Origin of the sequence: Microbacterium sp. NPDC056044, assembly GCF_042267145.1 — a bacterium.
Classification (GTDB): domain Bacteria; phylum Actinomycetota; class Actinomycetes; order Actinomycetales; family Microbacteriaceae; genus Microbacterium.
On sequence record NZ_JBHJWZ010000006.1, the window covers coordinates 411,279 to 431,492 of the forward strand.

The 20,214-nt window shown below is 70.6% G+C and carries 21 protein-coding genes and 1 tRNA gene; 15 read left to right on the forward strand and 7 right to left on the reverse strand.

The window, feature by feature from the left end; translation table 11 throughout:
• Positions 1 to 48 precede the first annotated feature (48 nt).
• The 3 genes from ACFC1I_RS18995 to ACFC1I_RS19005 are packed head-to-tail and all read left to right on the forward strand — an operon-like array spanning position 49 to position 3,837.
• A complete protein-coding gene (locus ACFC1I_RS18995; RefSeq protein WP_376013016.1) occupies positions 49 to 1,437 on the forward strand; it encodes an AAA family ATPase in 1,389 nt (462 codons plus the stop codon).
• A 21-nt stretch (positions 1,438 to 1,458) separates the two neighbouring features.
• On the forward strand, positions 1,459 to 3,501 hold the full coding sequence (locus ACFC1I_RS19000) for a VWA domain-containing protein (RefSeq protein WP_376013018.1): 2,043 nt from the start codon (positions 1,459 to 1,461) through the stop codon (positions 3,499 to 3,501).
• Between the two features lie 9 nt (positions 3,502 to 3,510).
• A complete protein-coding gene (locus ACFC1I_RS19005; protein ID WP_376013021.1) occupies positions 3,511 to 3,837 on the forward strand; it encodes a putative quinol monooxygenase in 327 nt (108 codons plus the stop codon).
• 56 nt (positions 3,838 to 3,893) lie between these two features.
• Here the strand turns inward: ACFC1I_RS19005 and ACFC1I_RS19010 are convergent, their stop codons facing one another.
• On the reverse strand, positions 3,894 to 4,823 hold the full coding sequence (locus ACFC1I_RS19010; protein ID WP_376013024.1) for a helix-turn-helix transcriptional regulator: 930 nt from the start codon (positions 4,821 to 4,823) through the stop codon (positions 3,894 to 3,896).
• A 101-nt stretch (positions 4,824 to 4,924) separates the two neighbouring features.
• On the opposite strand from ACFC1I_RS19010, the gene ACFC1I_RS19015 reads away from it, so the two are divergent.
• From ACFC1I_RS19015 to ACFC1I_RS19030, 4 genes are all read left to right on the forward strand, one after another.
• Complete coding sequence (locus tag ACFC1I_RS19015; protein WP_376013027.1) at positions 4,925 to 5,056, forward strand: hypothetical protein; 132 nt, start codon at positions 4,925 to 4,927, stop codon at positions 5,054 to 5,056.
• 420 nt (positions 5,057 to 5,476) lie between these two features.
• The gene (locus ACFC1I_RS19020) at positions 5,477 to 5,641 is read left to right on the forward strand and encodes a hypothetical protein (protein ID WP_376013029.1); all 165 of its coding nucleotides are present in this window, start codon (positions 5,477 to 5,479) and stop codon (positions 5,639 to 5,641) included.
• Positions 5,642 to 5,720: 79 nt separating this feature from the next.
• On the forward strand, positions 5,721 to 6,035 hold the full coding sequence (locus ACFC1I_RS19025; protein WP_376013032.1) for a TraR/DksA family transcriptional regulator: 315 nt from the start codon (positions 5,721 to 5,723) through the stop codon (positions 6,033 to 6,035).
• Positions 6,036 to 6,511: 476 nt separating this feature from the next.
• Positions 6,512 to 7,225: a head GIN domain-containing protein gene (locus ACFC1I_RS19030; protein ID WP_376013035.1), complete on the forward strand. Its 714-nt coding sequence runs from the start codon at positions 6,512 to 6,514 to the stop codon at positions 7,223 to 7,225.
• An 18-nt stretch (positions 7,226 to 7,243) separates the two neighbouring features.
• Here the strand turns inward: ACFC1I_RS19030 and ACFC1I_RS19035 are convergent.
• From ACFC1I_RS19035 to ACFC1I_RS19045, 3 genes are all read right to left on the reverse strand, one after another.
• A tRNA-Met gene (locus ACFC1I_RS19035) sits at positions 7,244 to 7,319 on the reverse strand.
• 117 nt (positions 7,320 to 7,436) lie between these two features.
• The gene (locus ACFC1I_RS19040) at positions 7,437 to 7,961 is read right to left on the reverse strand and encodes a hypothetical protein (RefSeq protein ID WP_376013038.1); all 525 of its coding nucleotides are present in this window, start codon (positions 7,959 to 7,961) and stop codon (positions 7,437 to 7,439) included.
• Between the two features lie 5 nt (positions 7,962 to 7,966).
• Entirely contained in the window at positions 7,967 to 8,374 is a 408-nt protein-coding gene (locus ACFC1I_RS19045; protein ID WP_376013040.1) for a DUF4383 domain-containing protein, read from the reverse strand.
• Positions 8,375 to 8,561: 187 nt separating this feature from the next.
• Between ACFC1I_RS19045 and ACFC1I_RS19050 the strand changes: the two genes are divergently transcribed.
• The 7 genes from ACFC1I_RS19050 to ACFC1I_RS19080 all read left to right on the forward strand — a co-directional run bounded on the left by ACFC1I_RS19050 (position 8,562) and on the right by ACFC1I_RS19080 (position 17,284).
• On the forward strand, positions 8,562 to 11,978 hold the full coding sequence (locus ACFC1I_RS19050) for a DEAD/DEAH box helicase (RefSeq protein ID WP_376013043.1): 3,417 nt from the start codon (positions 8,562 to 8,564) through the stop codon (positions 11,976 to 11,978).
• A gap of 178 nt (positions 11,979 to 12,156) precedes the next feature.
• A complete protein-coding gene (locus tag ACFC1I_RS19055) occupies positions 12,157 to 12,573 on the forward strand; it encodes a hypothetical protein (protein WP_376013046.1) in 417 nt (138 codons plus the stop codon).
• A 234-nt stretch (positions 12,574 to 12,807) separates the two neighbouring features.
• Entirely contained in the window at positions 12,808 to 13,359 is a 552-nt protein-coding gene (locus ACFC1I_RS19060) for an RNA polymerase sigma factor (protein WP_376013049.1), read from the forward strand.
• On the forward strand, positions 13,346 to 14,089 hold the full coding sequence (locus tag ACFC1I_RS19065) for an anti-sigma factor domain-containing protein (protein WP_376013052.1): 744 nt from the start codon (positions 13,346 to 13,348) through the stop codon (positions 14,087 to 14,089). Before ACFC1I_RS19060 ends, ACFC1I_RS19065 begins: the two co-directional genes overlap by 14 nt.
• 157 nt (positions 14,090 to 14,246) lie before the next feature.
• Positions 14,247 to 14,837, forward strand: a complete 591-nt coding sequence (locus tag ACFC1I_RS19070; RefSeq protein ID WP_376013055.1) for a fasciclin domain-containing protein — start codon at positions 14,247 to 14,249, stop codon at positions 14,835 to 14,837.
• A gap of 145 nt (positions 14,838 to 14,982) precedes the next feature.
• Positions 14,983 to 16,281 (forward strand): MFS transporter, encoded by a 1,299-nt coding sequence (locus ACFC1I_RS19075; protein ID WP_376013058.1) that lies wholly within the window; start codon positions 14,983 to 14,985, stop codon positions 16,279 to 16,281.
• Between the two features lie 91 nt (positions 16,282 to 16,372).
• Positions 16,373 to 17,284: a DMT family transporter gene (locus ACFC1I_RS19080; RefSeq protein WP_376013061.1), complete on the forward strand. Its 912-nt coding sequence runs from the start codon at positions 16,373 to 16,375 to the stop codon at positions 17,282 to 17,284.
• A gap of 65 nt (positions 17,285 to 17,349) precedes the next feature.
• Here the strand turns inward: ACFC1I_RS19080 and ACFC1I_RS19085 are convergent, their stop codons facing one another.
• Together ACFC1I_RS19085 and ACFC1I_RS19090 are read right to left on the reverse strand one after the other, a co-directional pair.
• A complete protein-coding gene (locus ACFC1I_RS19085; protein ID WP_376013064.1) occupies positions 17,350 to 17,874 on the reverse strand; it encodes a DUF1697 domain-containing protein in 525 nt (174 codons plus the stop codon).
• 48 nt (positions 17,875 to 17,922) lie between these two features.
• A complete protein-coding gene (locus ACFC1I_RS19090) occupies positions 17,923 to 18,360 on the reverse strand; it encodes a hypothetical protein (RefSeq protein WP_376013067.1) in 438 nt (145 codons plus the stop codon).
• Between the two features lie 123 nt (positions 18,361 to 18,483).
• Here ACFC1I_RS19090 and ACFC1I_RS19095 point away from each other — a divergent pair, with 123 nt between their 5' ends.
• The gene (locus ACFC1I_RS19095; RefSeq protein ID WP_376013070.1) at positions 18,484 to 19,509 is read left to right on the forward strand and encodes an NAD-dependent epimerase/dehydratase family protein; all 1,026 of its coding nucleotides are present in this window, start codon (positions 18,484 to 18,486) and stop codon (positions 19,507 to 19,509) included.
• A gap of 100 nt (positions 19,510 to 19,609) precedes the next feature.
• Here the strand turns inward: ACFC1I_RS19095 and ACFC1I_RS19100 are convergent, their stop codons facing one another.
• Positions 19,610 to 20,101, reverse strand: a complete 492-nt coding sequence (locus tag ACFC1I_RS19100; protein ID WP_376013072.1) for a heme-degrading domain-containing protein — start codon at positions 20,099 to 20,101, stop codon at positions 19,610 to 19,612.
• Between the last annotated feature and the right edge of the window lie 113 nt (positions 20,102 to 20,214).

The window sequence follows — 20,214 nt, forward strand, 5'->3', positions numbered from 1 at the left end:
TCCTCCGATCCGGCCCACCCACCCGCGCACCAGGCGTAGCGTGCGGTCATGACGCCTTCACCCGCGATCACCACGGCCGGCGAGCTCCGCGCATCGGGCCACACCTACCGGCCGGTCCGCGTCGAGATGCGCGAGAACCTGCTGGACGCCCTCGCGAACAACCGCGATCCGTGGCCCGGCATCCACGGCTTCGACACCACCGTCATCCCGCAGCTCGAGCGGGCGATCCTCGCCGGCCACGACATCGTCCTGCTGGGCGAGCGGGGTCAGGGCAAGACCCGCCTCCTCCGCAGTCTCAACGGACTGCTCGACGAGTACAGCCCGGTCATCGAGGGGTCGGAACTCGGCGAGCATCCGTTCCACCCGATTGCCCCAGCATCCATTCGCCGCGCCGGCGAACTGCAGGACGAACTGCCCATCACCTGGCGCCACCGCAGTGAGCGGTACGCCGAGAAGCTCGCCACCCCCGACACATCGGTGGCCGACCTCATCGGCGACGTCGACCCGATCAAGGTCGCCGAGGGGCGCTCGCTCGGTGACCCCGAGACGATCCACTACGGGCTCGTGCCGCGCAGCAACGGCGGCATCGTCGCGATCAACGAGCTGCCCGATCTCGCCGAGCGCATCCAGGTGTCGCTGCTGAACGTGATGGAGGAGCGCGACATTCAGATCCGCGGCTACGTGCTGCGTCTCGACCTCGACGTGCTCGTCGTCGCCACCGCGAACCCCGAGGACTACACCAACCGCGGCCGCATCATCACGCCGCTGCAGGACCGCTTCGGCGCCGAGATCCGCACGCACTACCCCCACACGATCGACGAGGAGATCGCCGTCATCCGCCAGGAGGCCGACCTGGTCGCATCCGTCCCGGCGCATCTGCTCGAGATCCTGGCGCGTTTCACCCGCAACCTTCGGGAATCGGATGCTGTGGACCAGCGTGCGGGCGTCTCCGCGAGGTTCGCGATCGCCGGCGCCGAGACCATCGCCGCGGCGGCCCTGCACCGCGCGACGCGCCAGCACGAGGAGGTCGCGGTGGCGCGCCCGGTCGACCTCGAGACGGCCGTGGACGTGCTCGGCGGCAAGATCGAGTTCGAAACGGGGGAGGAGGGCCGCGAGCGTGCGATCCTCGAGCACCTGCTGCGCACCGCCGTGGCCGACACGGCGCGGGCGCACCTGCGAGGCCTCGATTCGCGGGCCCTCGCGGATGCGCTGCACACCGGCGCGACGGTGATGACAGGCGAGCAGGTTCCCGCGGCCGAGGTGCTGGCGGCGATGCCCGTGCTCGGCGAGTCCGACCTGTACGACCAGGTGGCTGATCGTCTTTCGGCGGTGACGCCCGGCGAGCGGGCGGGCGCACTGGAGCTCCTGCTCGAGTCGCTGTACCTCGAGAAGAAGATCGGCAAGGACAGTGCGGGAGGCGAGACGGTCTATGGCTGATACGTCACGCGGAGGCACGTGATGCCCCGCTCGTTCCACCGCACCCCCGCACACACCTCCCGCTACGGCCGCTACGCCGGCGGCGACCCACTGGCGCCGCCCGTCGCCATCCAGTCCGCGCTCGAGGCGATCGGACGCGACGTCATGTCGGGAACCTCCGCCGAGCGCGCGATGCAGGAGTACCTGCGCCGCGGCGACCGCAACCGTCTCGGGCTCGACGACCTCACCCGGCGAGTGCGCGAGCGGCGTGCCCAGCTCACCCAGCGCCACCGCCTCGACGGCACTCTCGAAGAGGTCAAGCGGCTCCTCGATCACGCTGTGCTCGAGGAGCGCAAGCACCTCGTGCGCGATGTCAACCTCGACGACGACACCAGGGCGTTCGCCGAGATGCGGCTCGAGAACCTCCCCGCGAGCACCGCCGCCGCGGTCAACGACCTCGCCGACTACGACTGGCAGAGTCCGACCGCGCGGGCCGACTACGACCGCATCCGCGAGCTGCTCGGCCGCGAGCTGCTGGATCAGCGCTTCGCGGGTATGAAGAACGCGCTCGAGAACGCGACGGATGCCGACCGCCAGGCGATCCGCGACATGCTCAACGATCTGAACGACCTCCTCGAGAAGCGCCGGCTGGGCGACGACACGCAGGAGGACTTCGACGAGTTCATGCAGAAGCACGGGGATCAGTTCCCCGAGAATCCGCAGAACCTCGACGAGCTGCTCGACACGCTCGCCGAGCGCGCTGCCGCGGCGCAGCGGATGCTCAACTCGATGACGCCCGAGCAGCGCGACGAGCTGCTGAGCCTCGCCGAGCAGGCGTTCGGCTCGCCCGACCTCATGCAGTCGCTGTCGCGCCTTGACGACAACCTGCGTTCGCTCCGGCCGGGCGAGGACTGGTCGGGTTCGGCATCCTTCTCGGGCGACCAGCCGACGGGGCTCGGCGAGGCGACCGGGATCATGCAGGACCTCTCCGACCTCGATTCGCTGACCGACCAGCTCGGCCAGATGTACCCGGGCGCGCGCATGGACGACATCGATCTCGACGCGCTCGAGCGGCTCATCGGCGAGGACGCCGCCGTCAGCGCGCGCACGCTGCGCGAGCTCGAGCAGGAACTGAGGGATACCGGGATGCTGCAGCGCGCGTCCGACGGACAGCTCAGGCTCACCCCGCGGGCGATGCGGCAGCTGGGGCGCGCGTTGCTGAGGGACATCGCGACGCGGCAGTCGGGCCGCTCGGGCCGTCGTGAGACGCGGAACGTCGGCGCCGCCGGCGACCGCACCGGGTCGACGCGCGAGTGGGCGTTCGGCGACACCGAGCCATGGGACATCCCGCGCACGGTGTCGAACGCGGTCCTGCGGACCGTGCTCGACGGGGGAGAGGTGTCGGGTGGAGTGCGGCTCGACACGCGCGACGTCGAGGTGGTCGAGACCGAAGTGCGCACGCAGGCCGCCGTCGCGCTGCTGGTGGACACATCGTTCTCGATGGCGATGGACGGACGCTGGGTTCCGATGAAGCGCACTGCACTCGCGCTGCACCACCTGATCTCGACGCGGTTCCGCGGCGACAAGCTGCAGCTGATCGCGTTCGCCCGTCACGCCGAGGTGATCGACATCGAGCAACTCACCGCGAAGGACGCCGTGTGGGACAAGGGCACGAACCTCCAGCACGCGCTGCTGCTCGCACAGCGCCACTTCCGCAAGAACCCGACGGCGCAGCCGGTGCTGCTGATCGTGACCGACGGTGAGCCCACGTCGCACCTGAGGCCGGACGGGAGCGTGTTCTTCGCGTACCCGCCGGATTCGCGCACGGTCGCGGTTACCGTGCGCGAGCTCGACAACGTGCAGCGGATGGGTGCGCAGACGACCTTCTTCCGCCTGGGGGAGGACCCTGGACTGGCCCGGTTCATCGACGCACTCGCGCGGCGGGCCGGCGGACACGTGGTCGCGCCCGAGCTGGACGACCTGGGTCGCGCGGTGGTGGACAGCTACCTCGGGGCGCGGCACAGCGGGCGCGGGGCGCCCGAGGACTTCGGCGACATGCTCCACGGGCGCTCGTGGTGGTGGTGAGGAACGAGCATGACCGAGAACACGCAGGCAGTCGTGGTCGTGACGGTGTTCACGCCGCGGCCGGAGGCCGAGCGCGACCTCATCGAGGCGCTGCGCGACTACGTTCCTGACGTGCATCGCGAGGAAGGGTGCCTCCTGTACGCCATCCACGACGCCGATGACGGGACGATCGTGCTGATCGAGAAGTGGGCCTCGCGCTCGGACCTCGACCGCCATGACGAGAGCCCGGGGCTCGCCGAGCTGGACCGCAGGATCGCTCCGTTCGTCGCCGCACCGACGACGTGGACGACGATGACCCCGCTTCTCGCCGAGCTCGGCCCCGCCGCCGCGCTCTGAACGGCGGGCGCTTCGGGTGGCCGTCGGCGCGGCGGTTCACGCGCGGATGTTGCGCTTCACGGCCGCTCGACGCCGCGCGGTGCCGACCCCGTCGTCGTGGGCGGCGCCGGGGGCGCAGCATCCATTCCCCCGATGCTCTTCGCCGAGGCCACCGCGAGCAGGGTCAGCGCTTCGTGGTCGGCCGAGCCCGGCGGCGCGGTGAGGACGGTCAGCTGCACGCCGGGCTCGCCGACCAGGTCCAGTCCGTCGAAGTGCAGCGTCAGGTCGCCGACGAGGTGGTGATGGAAGCGCTTGACTCCGCTGTCGTGGTGCCACACGTCGTGTTGTCCCCACAGCCGCCGGAACTGGTCGTTGCGGGTCGACAGTTCGCCCACGAGGTCGTGGAGTGCCTTGTCGTGCGGATCGCGCCCGGCCTCGGTGCGCAGTTGCGCGACGTTGATGCGCGCGATGCCGTCCCAGTCGGGGTAGAACCGCCGTGCGACCGGCTCCAAGAAGATGAAGCGCGCGAAGTTCGGCGGCGATGTCGTGGCGCTCGTGATCATCTCGTCCATCAGAGCCCCGCCCAGCGCGTTCCAGGCCAGTAGGTCCGTGCGCCCGTTGCCGATCATCGCGACGGCAGACTCCAGCGAGTCGAGCAGCCACCGCATGCTCGGCGACATCTGCCACGCTTTCGCCGGCTCGGCGCGCGTGCGGCGGGCGGCGCCGCGGCTCATCTGGTCGGCCATGCGGTACAGGTACTCGCGTTCGGCGTCGTCCATCTGGAGCGCCCGTGCAAGTCCGTCGAGCACTGCCGTCGAGGCTCCGCCGATGGCTCCGCGCTCCAGGCGGCCGTAGTACTCGACGCTGACGCCGGCCAGCGCGGCGGCCTCGCCCCGCCGCAGCCCCGGAACTCGACGATCCGTACCGCGCGGAAGACCCACCTGTTCAGGCTCGATACGGGCGCGGCGCGACTTCAGAAACTCGCGAACCTCGGAACGGTCGTCCATGCACACAGGGTAGGTCGGGCGGGCCGTCGACCGGGATGCCCTGCCAGGGCACGTCAGCTCAGGGACTCCCGCCCGCGTGAGCATCGGCGTTGCCTGGAGACATGATGAACCGACTGGCCGCCCACCTGGACGCGATCGTGGTCACCCTGGGCCGAGTCCTTCTCGGGCTCGTCGGAGGCTATGCCGACGACCCGGGGGAGAGCGCGGGCGAAGAAGAGGCAGCGTGGCGATGATCGGGAACGACAGGATGCCTCGGCCCGGCCAGCGCCGGTGACGATCGGCGCCCGCGTCGACCGGTGTGATCCTCGCGCCGCTGCAGCGCTGCGCTCGGACGGCGAGGCCGCCACGCGGGCTCCTCACGCGAGGAGCCCGCGCCGTTCGTCAACCGGACGCGCCCTTGCGTGGCTTGATGAACGCTCGTGACTCCTGGCTCGCGCGCTTCTCGGCGCGCTTCTCCTTCGGCGACGACTGAGCGACCTTCTTCGTGTCGCGTGCTCGCGGTGATCGGCCTGACATGCGGACTCGCTTCCCCTGGTTGGCTGGCGGGTGAACCCATGACCATAGCGGTCTTCCGAGGAAAGTCAACTCGGGTCGGTGCGCGAAGAAAAAACCGCTGACTTGCCTTTTTCTGGAAGCGGGCTATGGTGATGGCCATGACCCCGATGACCCACCCTCACAGCGCCGAGCGTCTCACCGACGCCTCCGTGGTGACGGCAGTGGTCGACATCGCGGGCGCCCGTCACGAGGTGCTGCCGCCCCGGCGAAGCCACGCGGATGGTCTGTCCGTGCAGTCCAACCGTCGCGTCGCGCCCCCGTGATGACCGATCCGAACGATCGGTCAACCGGACACACCCCGCGTCGCACCTGCGGCGCTTTTTTGTACCCCGAGGAGCATCCATGCCCATCGAAACCACCGAACCCGTCCCTCTCGCCGGCGTGCAGCGCGCGCTCGAGCGGCAGCTCGAGGAACGGCTGGCCGTCCTCCAAGAGCTCGAGCCGTTCGCTCTGCCGAGCGTCGATCCTGTCGCCTACCAGTCGGCGGCGTCCCACCGCATCGCGATCGAGCAGATCACCGCGGCGCTCAATCGCATCAGCCACGGCACGTACGGGAGCTGCACCCGGTGCGGAGCACAGATCGCCGCCGCGCGGCTCGAAGTCCTCCCCTACGCCGCCGCGTGCTTCGAGTGTCAGAGTCATGCCGAAGCCGCGTAGTCGCAAGCCCTTCGCCATTCCGTCCGTCCCGCCGGTCGCTGTCGCCGGGGTGCATCCTGCAGCAGCGACCTCGTACACCGCCCGCGTCCTCGTTCGAGCCGGTGCACTCCTGCGTCCGCGCGGAGATCGTCGCGTCGTGCATCGCCGACTGGTCGATCGTTCCTCCGAGACGCCGCGAGCCCAGGCGGTTGCTCCGGCCGCTGCGCACGCCGGTCCCGCGAGCACCTTCCACGGCGCCACTGCCCGTTTCGTCGCCCTCGGCTGAACCCTCTCGCTCGCCGAGTTCGGCGACTTCGTCCGTCAGCACCTCGGCAGATTCCGCAGGGGTGGCACGAGCGCACTCGGTCTTCCATCATGGTGACGTGGGCGCGACGGGGAGCGCTCAGGCACTCCGCGGCATCGCCTGCTTCCGGCGGCGCTGTCGAAGGACGCCCGCAGACCTGTCGGCACGCCTGCGATGAGGAAGGGGATCACTCATGAACGGAAACGGATGCCGCGTGCCCGGCGCCGTCGTGATCGCGGCGTCGGTCCTCGCACTGTCGGGGTGCTCGCTGATGATCCCCGTCGGGCCTGAGACCAGCGAGGAGCGCGACATCAGCGACGTGTCGCATGTCGTGCTCGAGACTTCCGGTGATCTCGTCGTGTCCGAGGGGGAGCCGGCGCTCACGGTGCACGCGCCGGAGGGGATGATGGACCGCCTCACCTCCGATGTGAGCGACGACACCCTCGTGCTGGACACCACTCCCGGCTTCACGATGGGGGTGGGCGACGTGCGGTACGACCTGACCCTGCCCCGGTTGGAGCGGATCGAACTGAACGGCTCGGGTGATGTCGAGGCGACGGTCTCGGTCGCCGGCACCGTTCAGCTCGACATCGATGGCTCGGGCGACGTCGACTGGTCGGGCCTGGCGGCCGATCGCGTCGAGGTGCGCATCTCGGGGTCGAGCGACGTCACCCTGACCGGCTCGGCCACCGAGCTCTCCATCGACCTGGAGGGCAGCGGCAACGTCGACGCCGAAGGGCTCGAGGCGCAGGATGCCGTCGTCACCATCTCGGGGGCGGGCGAGGTCGATGTCTCGGCGAGTGCCAGCCTGTCGGTCGACCTTTCGGGCAGTGGCCGAGTCACGTACTCCGGCGACCCGAGCACGGATGTGCGCGTGTCGGGCTCGGGAGATGTTGTGCGCCGCTGAACGACCCGCACGTTTCGGTGGACGCGACGGCGGGAGTCGAACCCGCAACGCACCCGGGTATGAACCGGTGCCCGGGACCGCCCGGATCGCCGCGATGACACCACGCTAGACGCCGGGTGCGTGGATCGCCGGTGAGTGTCGGAGCGTGTCGGGCGATGACGAGATGTGACGCGCCCCGAGCCCTCTCGGCAACGCGCGGCCGAGGCATCCGTCAATGTCCGTCGTGGGTGACGACGGGGAGAACCGTGCCGTCGGCGTCGAGGAGTGCCGCGCCTTGGCAGACGCCGAGCGCGGGCACGACCACGAGCGTCACCAGCGCTGCGGAGCCGATCAGGCCCCACAGACTCGACCGCGGGGACGGATGCCGCGTGCCCTGCACGATCCCGCAGGCCACGGTGACTCCGAGCCCCACCAGGAGAGCCACCGCGAGGATGCTCGCACGCCCTGGGGCGGTCGCGAGCAGCGCCACCGCGAGGCCCACCCCGGCGAACAGGATGGCGACGGCAACCCGCGGCGTCGGTGTGCGGTTGAGATAGAGGCTCGTGGCGCCCCACCCCAAGGCGCTCAGCCCTACCGCGACCGACAGCGCACCGAGCACCCGCGAGAGTGGGTCGGCCTGCACGGCCATGATCGCCGCGGCTCCGAGTGCGACCGTGACGAGCCCGAAGCCCCAGGCGGCCACGGCCACCCACGACGGGGCGCGGCTGATGCGCCCCGTCGTGGGTGCCTCGGTCATGGCGGTCACGCCGTCGCGACCTGCGACGAGCGCTCGGCGGCCAGGCCCACGCCGAGCAGCACGATGGCGCTCGCGAGGTGCAGGAAGTGGTCGGGCGCGTTGAGCGCGAGGATGTTCGCCGGCGTGCCGACGAGGAAGAAGCCGACGACACCCAGCAGCAGGTACGCGGCGCCGACCGTGATGTTGACGATCTTGGCCGGCCGCGCGCCGGCGATGCCGGCGATCAGCAGCGCCGCTCCGATGAGCAGGTGGGCGACGTTGTGCAGCGGGTTGACCTCGAAGATGCCCAGGAGCAGCCCGCCCTCGGTCGCGATGAAGCTGACCGGACCGGTGACGAAGAACCCGAGAAGGCCGACGAGGAGGTAGACGGCGCCGAAGACCGTGGCGACGATGCGATTCGGTGACGAGCCCATGAGAGACCTCTCTTTCCCAGCGGCGATCTGCCGTGCTGTGAGAGTTGTTCGGGGCGCGTAGGGAATTGGATGGGATGTCGCGGGGAACGGAGTTGCTCGCTGGGCCGCGGCGTTTCGTCTCGCACCGCTCGCTCGCGCCCGGAGCCGGCGGGGCGGTGTCGGCGCGCCCGGGTACGCTGGCCCGGACATGGGGGAGCGCGTGAAGCCGGCGGGGGAGCCTCGACGGCTGTCGAACTACGGTGAGGGCACCGACCTGCTCGTGGCACTCACCGAGGCCATCGCGTCCGCGCGCACCCGCGTGTGGGTCAAGGTGCCGTGGTGGGATGCCTCCCCGGTCGCGCGGCGCCTGCTCGACGCAGTGCTCGCCGCCCACCGACGTGGCGTCGACGTCAAGGTGCTGTTGCGCCCCGAGGCCTCGAACGACGCGATCCTCCGCGAACTCCGCACTGCCGACGTATCCGTCGTACTAGTCCGGTACATCCACGAGAAGGAAGTCCTCAGCGACGACGTCGCGATCACCCACTCGATGAACTTCACCGCCGCCGAGATCGGCCGCAACCAGAACTCCGGGTTCCTCCACACCGACCCGGCGATGGCCGACGCCGTCGAGCTCGGCTTCACGTCGCTCATCGACAATGCGAACGCGGTCGCGCACGGCGACGAGGCGTGGACCGCAGCATCCACTCTCATCCCACCGGCCCTGCAGAAGTACCTCGACAGGTTCGACCGGCTGAACCCGCTGCAGTCGAAGGCGGTGCCGGCGGTGCTGTCGACGAGCGGGCACGTGATGGTCGTCGCGCCGACGAGCTCGGGCAAGACGCTGATCGGCGAGGTCGCGGCGCTGCGGTCCATCGTGTCTGACGGCAAGCCGGCGGTGTGGCTGCTGCCCGCACGCGCGCTCGCCGCGGAGGTCGCCGAGATCGTGCGGCGGTGGAATGCGCACGGCATCCGCACCATCGAGCTGACCGGCGAGACGAACATGTCGAGCGACGCGGTGCGGCAGGCGCAGCTGTGGGTGGCGACCACCGAGAAGTTCGAGGCGCTGTACCGGCGCGCGTCGCTGAAGGACGTCATCGGACGGATCGGATGCCTCATCATCGACGAAGTCCACCTCGTGGGCGACCCGACTCGGGGTGCCACGCTCGAGTCGCTCATCGCACGGCTGCGCGTCGCCGAGGGGCGCACGCGGATCGTCGCGCTGTCGGCGACCGTGTCGAACGCGGAGGAGCTGGCGGCGTGGTTCCACGCCGACCTCGTGCGCTCGGCCTGGCGGCCGACGGTGCTGACGACGCAGCTCGTTCCGTACGACGCGCCGACGCAGGGCAAGCGCGAGCAGTACGAGTCCGCGAAGGACGAGATGGTCGTGCCGCTCCTGCGGAGCCTGGTCGGCGACGACCTCGGCACGGCCGGAGACAACTCACCGGGATCCAGCGCGGTCGTGTTCTGCGGCAGCAAGGCCGCCGTCCTCCGCACCGCCGCACGCGCGGCCGGGGTGCCGCACTTCGGCGTCGAACTCGACGCGCTCGTCGAGGCGTGCTTTCGCCGGGGCGTCGGCATCCATTTCCGTGATGCACCGCGCGCGAATCGGGCGCTGGAGGCGTTCCGATCGCGGCAGCTGCGAGTGCTCGTCGCCACGTCAGGGCTGTCGACGGGCGTGAACACGCCCGCGAAGTTCGTTATCATCCGCGACCTCGAACTCGGGATGACGCCGCTCGAGGTGAGCCAGGCCCAACAGATGTTCGGGCGGGCCGGGCGCGCGGGACAGGAGCCCGAGGGCTTCGGATTCATGCTCGTGCCGCGCGCCGAAGAGGGTGCGTGGAAGCTCAAGCTCAGCGACGGATACGCGGCGAACAGCCGCATCACTGCAGCGCTGGGCGACGCGGTGCTCGCAGAGCTGCTGCTCGGCTCGGTCGTCGACCGCGAGACCGCTCGGTCGTGGTTCGCGCAGACGCTCGCGTTCGCGCAGAACCGGTCGGCGGTCGACCTCGACTCGGTGGTCGACGACCTGCTGCGTCGCGGGTTCGCGACCGAGGTCGACGGGCGGCTCGCTCCCACCGAGATCGGTGTGCTGACCTCGCGCCTCATGATCGACGTCGCGTCGGCCGGTGCGCTGCTGGTCGCGCTGAAGTCGCTGCCGCTTCCGGCGACGGCCGACGAAGCCGAGGAGCTCGTGCTGCAGACGGTCGCGACCGCCACCCTGTCGCTGCGCGAGCGACCCGTCAACGAGCGCACGCACGCCGACTACGTCGACGAGCTGCTGCGGGGCTGGTCGCCGCGGGTCGCCGCCCGCGCCGGCGAGTGGTTCGGCGCGCGCGTCTGCATGGCGGCCGCGCAACTCGTGCTGCGCGCGCCCGCCCGCACCCGCGAGAACCCGCCGGTGGGCGTGTCGATGGCAGAGCTCCGCCGCGCGGCCGAAGACCTGCCTCGCTACCTCGCGTGGGTGGCAGCGCTCGGCTACGCGGACGCCTCCACCTGGGCGCCCGCCGTCGCCGGCGACCTCGCCCGCCGGCTGACGTGGTGGCACCTCTCACCGCACCCGCAACGCGGGTCGGGTCGCTTGCTCTGGATGCTGGAACGGATGCTGCAACCCCAGCACCACCGCGAGCACCTGCCTTCGCTCTGGCGACGGGCGCGGGCCGCCGGGTTCGCGTCGCCCGACGGCATCAACGCGCGGCCGCGAGGGGTGGACGTGTCGGCCGAGGGGTTCGCGGAGATCGTGGGTTCGCGGGCGGACTTCGACGTTGCACCGCTGGTGGATCTTGAGCTGACCTATCGCACGTCGAACGCGCAGGCACGTGTGACCGCGCTGAGCAACACCGGGGCCAGCCGGGCGATCGCCACGTCGAGGCCGGCGGCCGGACCGATCGACCTGGTGCTGCCGGCGCGGTCGGCGGGCCGGCTCGCGGCGGACGTGTTCCTCTACACGCGGGACGGCGACTTCGGCTACGCGAATCTCGTGGCGGACGTCCCGGAGGGTGTGGGTTCGGGCACACCCGTCGAGGAGGCGGTGCGGCTGCTGGGCGACCTGCCCGAGGTCCACGCGGTGCTGAGCCACGCGCGCGGGGTGCGGCGATTGTTTCAGGGTGAGCGGAAACGGCTGCTCGGCAGCATTCGTCCGCTCATCGCCACCGACCCGCGACTCTGGCCGATCGCTCTGGCGCTGTCTGAGCAGCACAGCGAACCCGACGCGGCAGTGGTCGCGCTGCGGACCAACCTGCGGTCGCTGCTGCGGCGCTCGGACCGCACCGACCTCCGGTCGCCGCACGCGGTGCTGCACTCGCGCGAGGCGTCAGAGGCAGAGGTGCAGGTGACCCTCGCGGCGCTGCTCGCGGCGCTGCCGTTCGAGGCCGGCGTCGCGACGGCAGACGGGCACCCGCTCGCGGTCGTCCAGGTGGGGGAGCGATGGGCGCTCGCCGGCCCGCTGCACGCGCAGCCGGGGCGGATCGAGCCGCTGATCCCGGCCGTGCTGCCGCGCCAAATCGAGACAGTGGCGGTGCCGGCGGCGTCGGTGGCCACGGTGGCAGAGCCGCGGTGCGCGTGGATGACGGAGTTCGCCGGGCGGACGCCCGACGACGTCTTGACCTCTGTCGGACCTCCGTCGTAGGGTCGCAGGCGTGTCATTCGTGAACGATGACGTGCGCGCGTCTCTCCGCGCCGTCAACCCAAGGAGCCAATGCTCGGCGATCCGCTGAGTATTCGCGGTCGACGCTGTCGGCCGACCTTGATCGATTCACCACCCCTGCGGTCGACCCCGCACGGCTGATACGAGAGACGGCACGATCATGCACGAATCCCTCTGGAGCGCCCGGCGTTTCCGCGAGTTCCTGACCCTTCTCCGCGGCGGCGGCATGTTCGCGCCGCCCATCGACGACGAGGAGCGTGACGCGTTCCTGCGGCAGGCGCGCGTGCGGATCGTCCCCGATGTGCAGCGCCGGGTGCTCGCTGACGTCGGGGCGACGGTGGATCCCGACGGAATCGCGGTCATCGCGTTCGAGATGCTCGAGGACTGCGCGTTCGACAGTCGCCGCACCTGGCTCCTCGCCAGCTCGGATCCGTGGCGGTACCTCGCCGATCTCGTCGCGCGCGATGTGGCGGGCGCCTATGGAGAGTCGGTGAGGCGCGGCGGCGATGACGACGAGCTCGCGGGGATCCTGAGCGCCAGCACGAGGCCCGAACTCGAAGCGGGTGCGTCCGACTAGCAACGGGCGGGCGATAGAGACGGATGCCGCGGACCGGCGTGAGCCGTCGGTTCGGGGCGTTTCGTCTCGCTCGTTCGCTGCTTGCTCATCGAGAGTGCATCCGAATGCGCCTCCTCAGCGGAATCACACTTCGAGAGAAGACTCTCCCGCGCGCGGCGCCGCGCGGATAGCGTGGTCGCGATCGCGACCCCGATCACGTGATCCGGCGACGCCGCCGGACGAACAGGGGAGTCCGTGGACGACGAGGAAGAGCGCGAGCTGTGCGGCCGGTTCGCCGCCGGCGACGAGCGCGCCCTCGAGCAGATCTACCGCCGCTGGTCGCCGATCGTGTTCACCCTCGCGCTGCGAGTGCTCGGCGACCGAGGCGACGCCGAAGACGTGACGCAGAAGACCTTCGTCTCGGCGTGGACATCGCGCGCCTCGTACGACCCGGCGAAGGGCCGGCTGTCGACGTGGCTCGTGACCATCACCCGCCGCCGCATCGCCGACACCCTCGACGCGCGCCGGCGCGTGCGCGAGCTGCACGAGAAGCTCCAGCGGTTCGCGGTGAGCGACGAGCCGATGTCGTCCGAGATCGACCTCGGCGACCGGCTGCTCCTCGCCGACGAGATCGACCACCTCGAGCCCGACGCGCGGCGCGTCGTGCGGCTGGCGTTCTACGACGACCTCACCCACCAGCAGATCGCCACGCGCCTCGACATGCCGCTGGGTACCGTGAAGAGCCACATCCGCCGAAGTCTCACCCGGCTGCGCGACCGATTGGAGGTGCCCGATGTCGCATCTTGACCCCGAGCGCCTGGCGCTGGCCGCCGTCGGAGACGCGCTGACGGATGCTGAGCAGCAGCACCTCGCGACGTGCGACGCCTGCTCACTCGAGCTCGCGGAGCTCGAGCACACGGTCGCGGTCGGCCGCTCCACCGTCACCCTGGGCGAACTCGAAACGCCGCCGGAGCGCGTCTGGGACCGCATCCGCGACGAGGTCCGGGCGCAGCCGGAGGCCGCAGCATCCGGGATCCCCGTCGATGTCGCCGTCGCCTCTCCACCGGCCGTCGCGGAGAACCGACCGGATCGGCGTCCCGCGCGACGGAGGGGATGGATGCTGTTCGCCCTGGCGGCGAGCATCGCCGCGGTGCTGGCCGTCGCCGGCGTGTGGAACCTCGTGCGAACGACGCAGCCGGTCGAGATCGCGTCGGCGACCCTCGACGCCTTCCCGGATCACCCCGGCGCGGTCGGCACCGCCCAGGTGACCGAGCTCTCGGACGGCGAGCGCACGCTCACGGTGAGTCTCGACGACTTCGATGAGAGCGGCGGGTTCCGCGAGGTCTGGCTGATCACCGCGGATGCCTCCGACCTGGTCAGCCTCGGCGAGCTCGACGGCAAGAAGGGCACGTTCGTCGTCCCGGCCGACGTCGACCTGCGCGACTACGTTCTCGTCGACGTGTCCCAGGAGCCGCTCGACGGCAACCCCGCCCACTCCGGCGACTCGATCGTGCGCGGGCAGCTCGAGTTCGGCTGACACCGTTCGCGGCGGCGTGGTGCGGCCTGGGCGGGCCACGCCCGAGCCGAGAACGAACTCGTGGCCGCTGCATCCATCCCCGCGGTTCCGTGCGAATACCTCTACGGCACCTTCCGATCGGACCGTGCCGGGCATCGCATCGAAGGAGATCGGAACCATGAAGAAGTCTCGCCTGGCCGTCGCGGCGGTCGCCGCCCTGGCGCTCGTCCTCACGGCCACGCCCGCGCAGGCTCACGGCGGCTCTGCCCCCGCCGGCACGATCGTCGACGTCGCGGTCGCCGCGTCCGGCGGCGGCACTCCCGACAACAACCCGTGGGACTACGACATCCTCGTTCAGGCGGTGGTCGCCACCGGGCTCACCGGGGCACTCGCCGACACGAGCAAGACCTACACCGTGTTCGCGCCGAACGACCGCGCGTTCCTGCGGCTCGTGACCGACCTCACCGGCACCGCGCCGGCGAGCGAGGCGGACGCGCTGGCGGCCATCACCTCGACGTTCACGGCCCAGCAGATCTCGAACATCCTGCTGTACCACGTGGTCGCGGGCAAGAAGCTCGGCCTCGTGAAGATCATCACGGCGGGCTCCCTGACCATGGCCAACGGAGGCGTCGTCCAGCCGCGCGGCATCAAGCTGCGCGACGAGACACCGGCGCTCTCCGACCCGCGGCTGGTGGTCTGGGCGATCAACATCCCCGCCAGCAACGGCGTGATCCACACGATCGACCGCGTGCTGGTTCCCGCCTCCTGACGAAACGCAGTGGTGCCGTGGTGGGTGTCGATGACGCGAGGGCGGTCCGCCACGGCCACCACGGCGGTGTGGAGGTGGATGCCTCGGCCCGCAGCATCCGTCACCGTCACGCAGGGTGAGGATCCGCGGTCGGTACGCTGAAATCGTGCGCGATGAGGCAGCCGGCGGCGGATCACCTTCTGCTCCACCGTCGGGCGAGGTGCTGCGGCTGCCGGGGTTCGCGTATTTCTGGAGCGCGACGACGATCAGGGCGTTCGGGGGAGCGATCGCGGGGGTCGGGTTCCAGATCCTCATCGTGACGGTCATCGAGGCCACCCCGATGCAGATCAGCGTCCTGAGCGCGCTGAGCGTGGTGCCGTACCTGTTCCTCGGGCTGATCATCGGGGCGCTGATGGATCGCTGGCGTCGGCAGCGAGCGCTGGTGCTCACGACGATCGGGCGGGCGCTGGCCCTCGCCTCGATCCCGGCTCTGCTGCTTCTCGACGCACTGAACTTCTGGTCGCTGGCAGCCGTGATCCTGACCATCGGCGTGCTCACGCTGTTCACCGATTCCGCCGCGCAGCCGCTGCTGCCGCGCATCGTCCCGCGTCGTTCGCTCGTGATGGCGAACGCTCGGCTCGGCCAGAGCGAGACCGTCGCGGCGACAGCGGGCCCGGCCCTCGGCGGCGCGCTGATCAACCTGCTCGGCCCATCGATCCTGTTCGCCCTCGACGCGCTCATCAACGTCGTCGCCGCGTTCCTTCAGTCGCGCATCAAGGTCGTCGAGCCCCGGCCGGAGCCGCGCGCCGCGGGACGCCACGTGGGGCACGACATCGCCGAGGGCATGCAGTACACGTATCGGCACCCGACGCTGCGGCCGCTCGCTCTGTCGGTGCACGTCTGGTTCCTCGGCAACAGCATCGTGTCGACCGTGTTCGCCGTGTTCGTGCTGCGCGAGCTCGATCTGCCGTCGTGGGCCTACGGCGTCGCCCTGGGCGTCGGCGGCGTCGGCGGATTCCTCGGAGCGATGATCGCGCCCCGCGTGGGCTCATGGCTCGGCGCCGGGCGGGCGATCCTGGTCGGGCGGGCGCTCGTCGTCATCCCCTGGGTGCTCCTCGCGGTGGCGCCGCTGTCCGCCGACAGCGGCGTCGCCGTCGTCCTGGTGGCGGTCTCGGCGTCGCAGTTCCTCTACGGCTTCGCGATGGGCATCGAAGACACCAACGACATCTCGTACCGGCAGGGGGTGGCGCCCGACGGGATCCAGGGGCGGATGAACTCCACGATCCGGACCGTGAACAGGATCGTCTTCTTCGTCGGCGCCCTGCTCGCCGGGGTGCTGATGACCTCGTTCGGCTACCAGGTCACCATCGCGATCGGGGCCGTGGTGTTCGCGATCGCTGCGCTCGTCATCGTGTTCTCCCCGCTGCGGGATGCCCGGCACGAGGACCACGCGGAGCTGCGCTGAGTCGCGCGGGCGCGGTGTCGGGCCTGTGTGATGCGGGCGCTGCGGCGCCCGGCGCTGTGTAGCGTGAGGGGCACTGCCGAGAGGGGGACCGGTGCCGTCGACCATCGCGTCGTTCCCGCTGCTCGGCATCGTGCTGGCGGTCGGCTCGGCGGCCGTGCTGGCGCTCGGCAACATGATGCAGGCGCGCGGGGTGCGCCGCGACACCGCCGGAACCCTCGGCGCCAAGCAGTTCTTCGCCCTCCTGCGCAACGGGCCATGGGTCATCGGCGCGCTGCTGATCGGCGCGGCGGTGCTGCTCCAGCTCGCGAGCCTCACGTTCGCACCGCTCATCGTCGTGCAGCCGGTCGGGGTGGTGGCGCTGGTCTTCGCGTCGCTGCTCACGGCCCGGGCGACGCACAGACGGCCCTCGCGCCAAGAGGTCCGCGCCATCGCGACCAGCGTCATCGGGGTCGGCGCCTTCGTCACCGTCGCCGCCCTGGTCAGCACGCAGCGCACGATCCAGGACAGCCAGCTCATCGCCGTCCTGCTGACACTCGCTGTCGTGCTGGTGGTCGCGATCGTCCTGGCCGTCGTCGCGCGGGGACACCCCGTGCCCGCCGTCCTGATCGTCATCGCCGCCGGCGTGTTCTCGGGCTTCGTCGCGACGCTCGGCAAGACCGTGATCCTGCGGGTGCAGACGGTGCTCCACGACCAGGACTACCGGTTCGACTCCTCGAACGTGCTGACCCTCGCGTGCCTGATCGGCATCGCGGTCTCAGGCGGTCTGTCGATCTACCTCGTGCAGCGCGCCCACACCGTCAATTCGCCTGAAGTCGTCGTCGGCGGGCTCACCGTCATCGACCCCTTCGTCGCCGTCGTGCTCGGCATCACGATCCTCGGCGAGGCGACCGGGGCGCCGTGGTGGACGCTCCTCGTGCTGGCGGCCGCCGGCGCAGTGGCGGTCTGGGGCGTGTTCGACCTCGCCCGGGCGCAGCAGGCGTCCGATGCGATACCCGAGAGCTGAGACGAAGACGGATGCTGCGCCCCTGGGTTCTGCCTCGCTGGGGGATGCGACGACCGCAGGTCGCCTCAGCGGGACCCGAAGCGGGACGCCAGACGGAGGAGGGTCGGCAGGCCGCGGGAGCTCGCGCGGGTGCCGGTGAGTCGCTCGATCACGGGGGTGGCGTTGCCCTGGCCGTCGATGTCGTTGCGGACGAGTGCCCAGCCTGGCCCGGCGTCGACGATCGAGCAGCTGCCGAGGCCGGTGAGACGCACCGCGTCGGCGGACTGCGGGTCGACGGTGCCACCGCCGTGGAGAGAGAACTCGTGCCGGCGCGGGTCGGGCGCCGCGCCGTGCGCGTCGACGACGGCGAGCAGGTCGGCCAGCGGGATCCAGAGGATGTCGCGCTCCTGGCCGGACCGAGCGGCGATCGCCTCGGCGGCGCTCGCGACCACCTCGGCCGGGTCGTCGGAGTCGAACACGACCGTGCCGTTGCTCTGGAACATCTGCACCTCGGGGCACCCGGCATCGGCGAACCCGGCTACGATGTCGGCGGTGGACGGGTGGCCGCGCTGACCCTGGTTCACGTTCCGCATGAAGGCGACGCACCGCATACCCCGAGGGTAGGGGAGGGGGCGGACGACCGCCCGGGCGGCCATCGGCTACGGGGCTTCCAGCTCCGCGAGGTCGCGCTCGAGGTCCGAGATCCGACCCGCGATCTTGTCGCGGTCTGCCTTCAGCCCCGACTCGATGGAGGCGTACAGGTGGGCGGCGCCGTCGCTGAAGCTCGCGGATCGCTGGCGTTCGATCTCATTGCGCTCCAGCCTGGTGTCGGCATCGGCCAGTTCGTCTTTCAGCTCCCTGAGCTTGGCTCGAAGCGCGCTCCGTTGCTGTGCGACCGGCGGCGCCGGCGCCACGCGGGGGCTGCTCGGCCGGAACAGCGCCACCACGAGCACGACGAGTCCGGCGAGCACGACCGCTCCGCCGACGGCACTCACCACGTTGAGCGACTCGAGGGTCGTCAACGGGATGGCGAGCACCGCCACCCCGATCGTCAGGATCACCCCGCCCGCCGTCGCGAGGCCCTTCCGTGTCGTCACCGCAGCACTCTATCCGGGGTCGCACCAGGACCGCGCGCCGCCATGCGGCACCCGGCGATCGCGTTCCCGACATGCGCAACGATCGTTGCGATTGCGTCACGCGGACTCGGTACTGTACGCCTCATGGGGACTCTCAAGAAGGTGTTCATGATCGGCGGTACGGGGCTGCTGGGCAGCGCCGGCGCGCGCGAGCTGATCGCGCACGGGTACGAGGTGGCGACGCTGTCGCTGCCGCCGATTCCGCCGGGGGAGCAGCTCCCACCCGAGATGACCGTGACGCTCGGCAATTACCTCGAGATGGCCGACGACGAGCTGCGCGAGTGCTTCCGCGGCTGCGATGGCTTCGTCTTCGCGGCGGGCGTGGACGAACGCGTCGAGGGGCCGCCACCCATCTACGACCTGTTCAAGAAGTACAACATCGACGCCCTCGAGCGGCTCCTGCGCCTTGCGAAGGAGAGCGGTGTGCGTCACACCGTGGTCTTCGGCTCATACTTCGCCTACTTCGAACGCACGAGGCCCGCGCAGCACCTTGCGCAGCAGCATCCCTATATCCGCAGCCGTCGCGACCAGGAGACGATGGCGCTGTCGTTCGCCGATGATGACTTCTCGGTCGCGGTGCTCGAACTGCCGTACATCTTCGGCACGCAGCCCGGTCGCAAGCCGGTCTGGGTGTTCCTCGTCGAGTCGGTGCGCGCGATGAAGCGCGTCACCCTCTACCCGAAGGGCGGCACGACGATGGTCACGGTGCGCCAGGTCGCGCAGGCGACCGTGGGCGCGCTCGAGCGAACCGAGGGCGGAGCGGTGTACCCGATCGGGTGGTTCAACATGACGTGGCCCGAGCTTCTCGCGATCGTGCACAAGTACGTGGGCACGCCGGGCAAGCGCGTCATCACCATCCCCACGTGGATGTACCAGATGGGCGGCCGCAAGATCCGCAAGCAGCAGCGGGCCGCCGGCCACGAGGGCGGACTCGACATGGTGCGCTTCGCCGACCTGCAGACCTCGCTGCAGTTCATCGACAAGAGCGAGGGTGCACTCGCGCTCGGCGTGACCGACGACGACATCGCCGCCGCCATCGGCGAGTCGGTGACGCTGTCGGTGAAGGTGCTCGACGGCAGGGCCGCCACCATCGACATGCGGGGCGAGTGAGCCTTCGGGGAACGGATGCTGCGGCCCGGGGTGTGCGCCGGGTCCGCGGCGTTCCAGCTTGCTCGTTCCTCGCTCAACGAGCGGGGTCCGAGCTGAGGAGCTAGTGGTCGGCGCGGGCGGTGTCGGCGAGCCAGGCGCGGAGGTGCTCGACGACGAACGCGTGGTCGTCGGCCTGCGGCAGGCCTGAGACGCCGACGGTGCCGACGACGCCGACGCCCTGGATCGTGATCGGGAACACGCCGCCGTGTGCGGCGTAGAGCGTGGTGTCGAGGCGGCCGTGCAGGTCGAAGTCGCCTCCGACGGACTGGAATGACAAGCCGACTCCCCACGACGAGCGGCCGTAGCGCCGCGCGACCCGCGTCTTGCGGTCGAGCCAGCCGTCGTTGTCGGCGCTCGAACCAGGCAGCGCCGTGTGGAACACCCGCGCCTCGCCGAGCGTGATGCCGATGACGATCGGCAGGCCCAGGGCCGCCGCGGCCTCGTGCATGCGGGTGCCGAGGGCCCAGGCATCCGTCACGTCGAAGCGCGGAAGCACCACCTCGGCCTCATCGGCTTCGACGCGGGCGAGCAGGGCGGCGGTGTCGTCGGTCATACGAACGACGGTAGCGCGGCCTGAGGGATGCGCCGTGCCGACGGTCTGGATGTGAGGACTTCTTGTTCGGCGCGCCTGTTCGTGGGGTCGATCGGATGCGTGGAGCGGCGGCT

What these genes read in the sequence shown, in the direction of transcription:
- ACFC1I_RS19095 (WP_376013070.1), top strand. Translation starts at nt 18,484, where the DNA reads ATGGGGACTCTCAAGAAGGTGTTCATGATCGGCGGTACGGGGCTGCTG.
- ACFC1I_RS19085 (WP_376013064.1), bottom strand. Translation starts at nt 17,874, where the DNA reads ATGCGGTGCGTCGCCTTCATGCGGAACGTGAACCAGGGTCAGCGCGGC.
- ACFC1I_RS19100 (WP_376013072.1), bottom strand. Translation starts at nt 20,101, where the DNA reads ATGACCGACGACACCGCCGCCCTGCTCGCCCGCGTCGAAGCCGATGAG.
- ACFC1I_RS19045 (WP_376013040.1), bottom strand. Translation starts at nt 8,374, where the DNA reads ATGGGCTCGTCACCGAATCGCATCGTCGCCACGGTCTTCGGCGCCGTC.
- ACFC1I_RS19030 (WP_376013035.1), top strand. Translation starts at nt 6,512, where the DNA reads ATGAACGGAAACGGATGCCGCGTGCCCGGCGCCGTCGTGATCGCGGCG.
- ACFC1I_RS19040 (WP_376013038.1), bottom strand. Translation starts at nt 7,961, where the DNA reads ATGACCGAGGCACCCACGACGGGGCGCATCAGCCGCGCCCCGTCGTGG.
- ACFC1I_RS18995 (WP_376013016.1), top strand. Translation starts at nt 49, where the DNA reads ATGACGCCTTCACCCGCGATCACCACGGCCGGCGAGCTCCGCGCATCG.
- ACFC1I_RS19005 (WP_376013021.1), top strand. Translation starts at nt 3,511, where the DNA reads ATGACCGAGAACACGCAGGCAGTCGTGGTCGTGACGGTGTTCACGCCG.
- ACFC1I_RS19015 (WP_376013027.1), top strand. Translation starts at nt 4,925, where the DNA reads ATGATGAACCGACTGGCCGCCCACCTGGACGCGATCGTGGTCACCCTG.
- ACFC1I_RS19000 (WP_376013018.1), top strand. Translation starts at nt 1,459, where the DNA reads ATGCCCCGCTCGTTCCACCGCACCCCCGCACACACCTCCCGCTACGGC.
- ACFC1I_RS19050 (WP_376013043.1), top strand. Translation starts at nt 8,562, where the DNA reads ATGGGGGAGCGCGTGAAGCCGGCGGGGGAGCCTCGACGGCTGTCGAAC.
- ACFC1I_RS19065 (WP_376013052.1), top strand. Translation starts at nt 13,346, where the DNA reads ATGTCGCATCTTGACCCCGAGCGCCTGGCGCTGGCCGCCGTCGGAGAC.
- ACFC1I_RS19020 (WP_376013029.1), top strand. Translation starts at nt 5,477, where the DNA reads ATGACCCCGATGACCCACCCTCACAGCGCCGAGCGTCTCACCGACGCC.
- ACFC1I_RS19025 (WP_376013032.1), top strand. Translation starts at nt 5,721, where the DNA reads ATGCCCATCGAAACCACCGAACCCGTCCCTCTCGCCGGCGTGCAGCGC.
- ACFC1I_RS19010 (WP_376013024.1), bottom strand. Translation starts at nt 4,823, where the DNA reads ATGGACGACCGTTCCGAGGTTCGCGAGTTTCTGAAGTCGCGCCGCGCC.
- ACFC1I_RS19070 (WP_376013055.1), top strand. Translation starts at nt 14,247, where the DNA reads ATGAAGAAGTCTCGCCTGGCCGTCGCGGCGGTCGCCGCCCTGGCGCTC.
- ACFC1I_RS19055 (WP_376013046.1), top strand. Translation starts at nt 12,157, where the DNA reads ATGCACGAATCCCTCTGGAGCGCCCGGCGTTTCCGCGAGTTCCTGACC.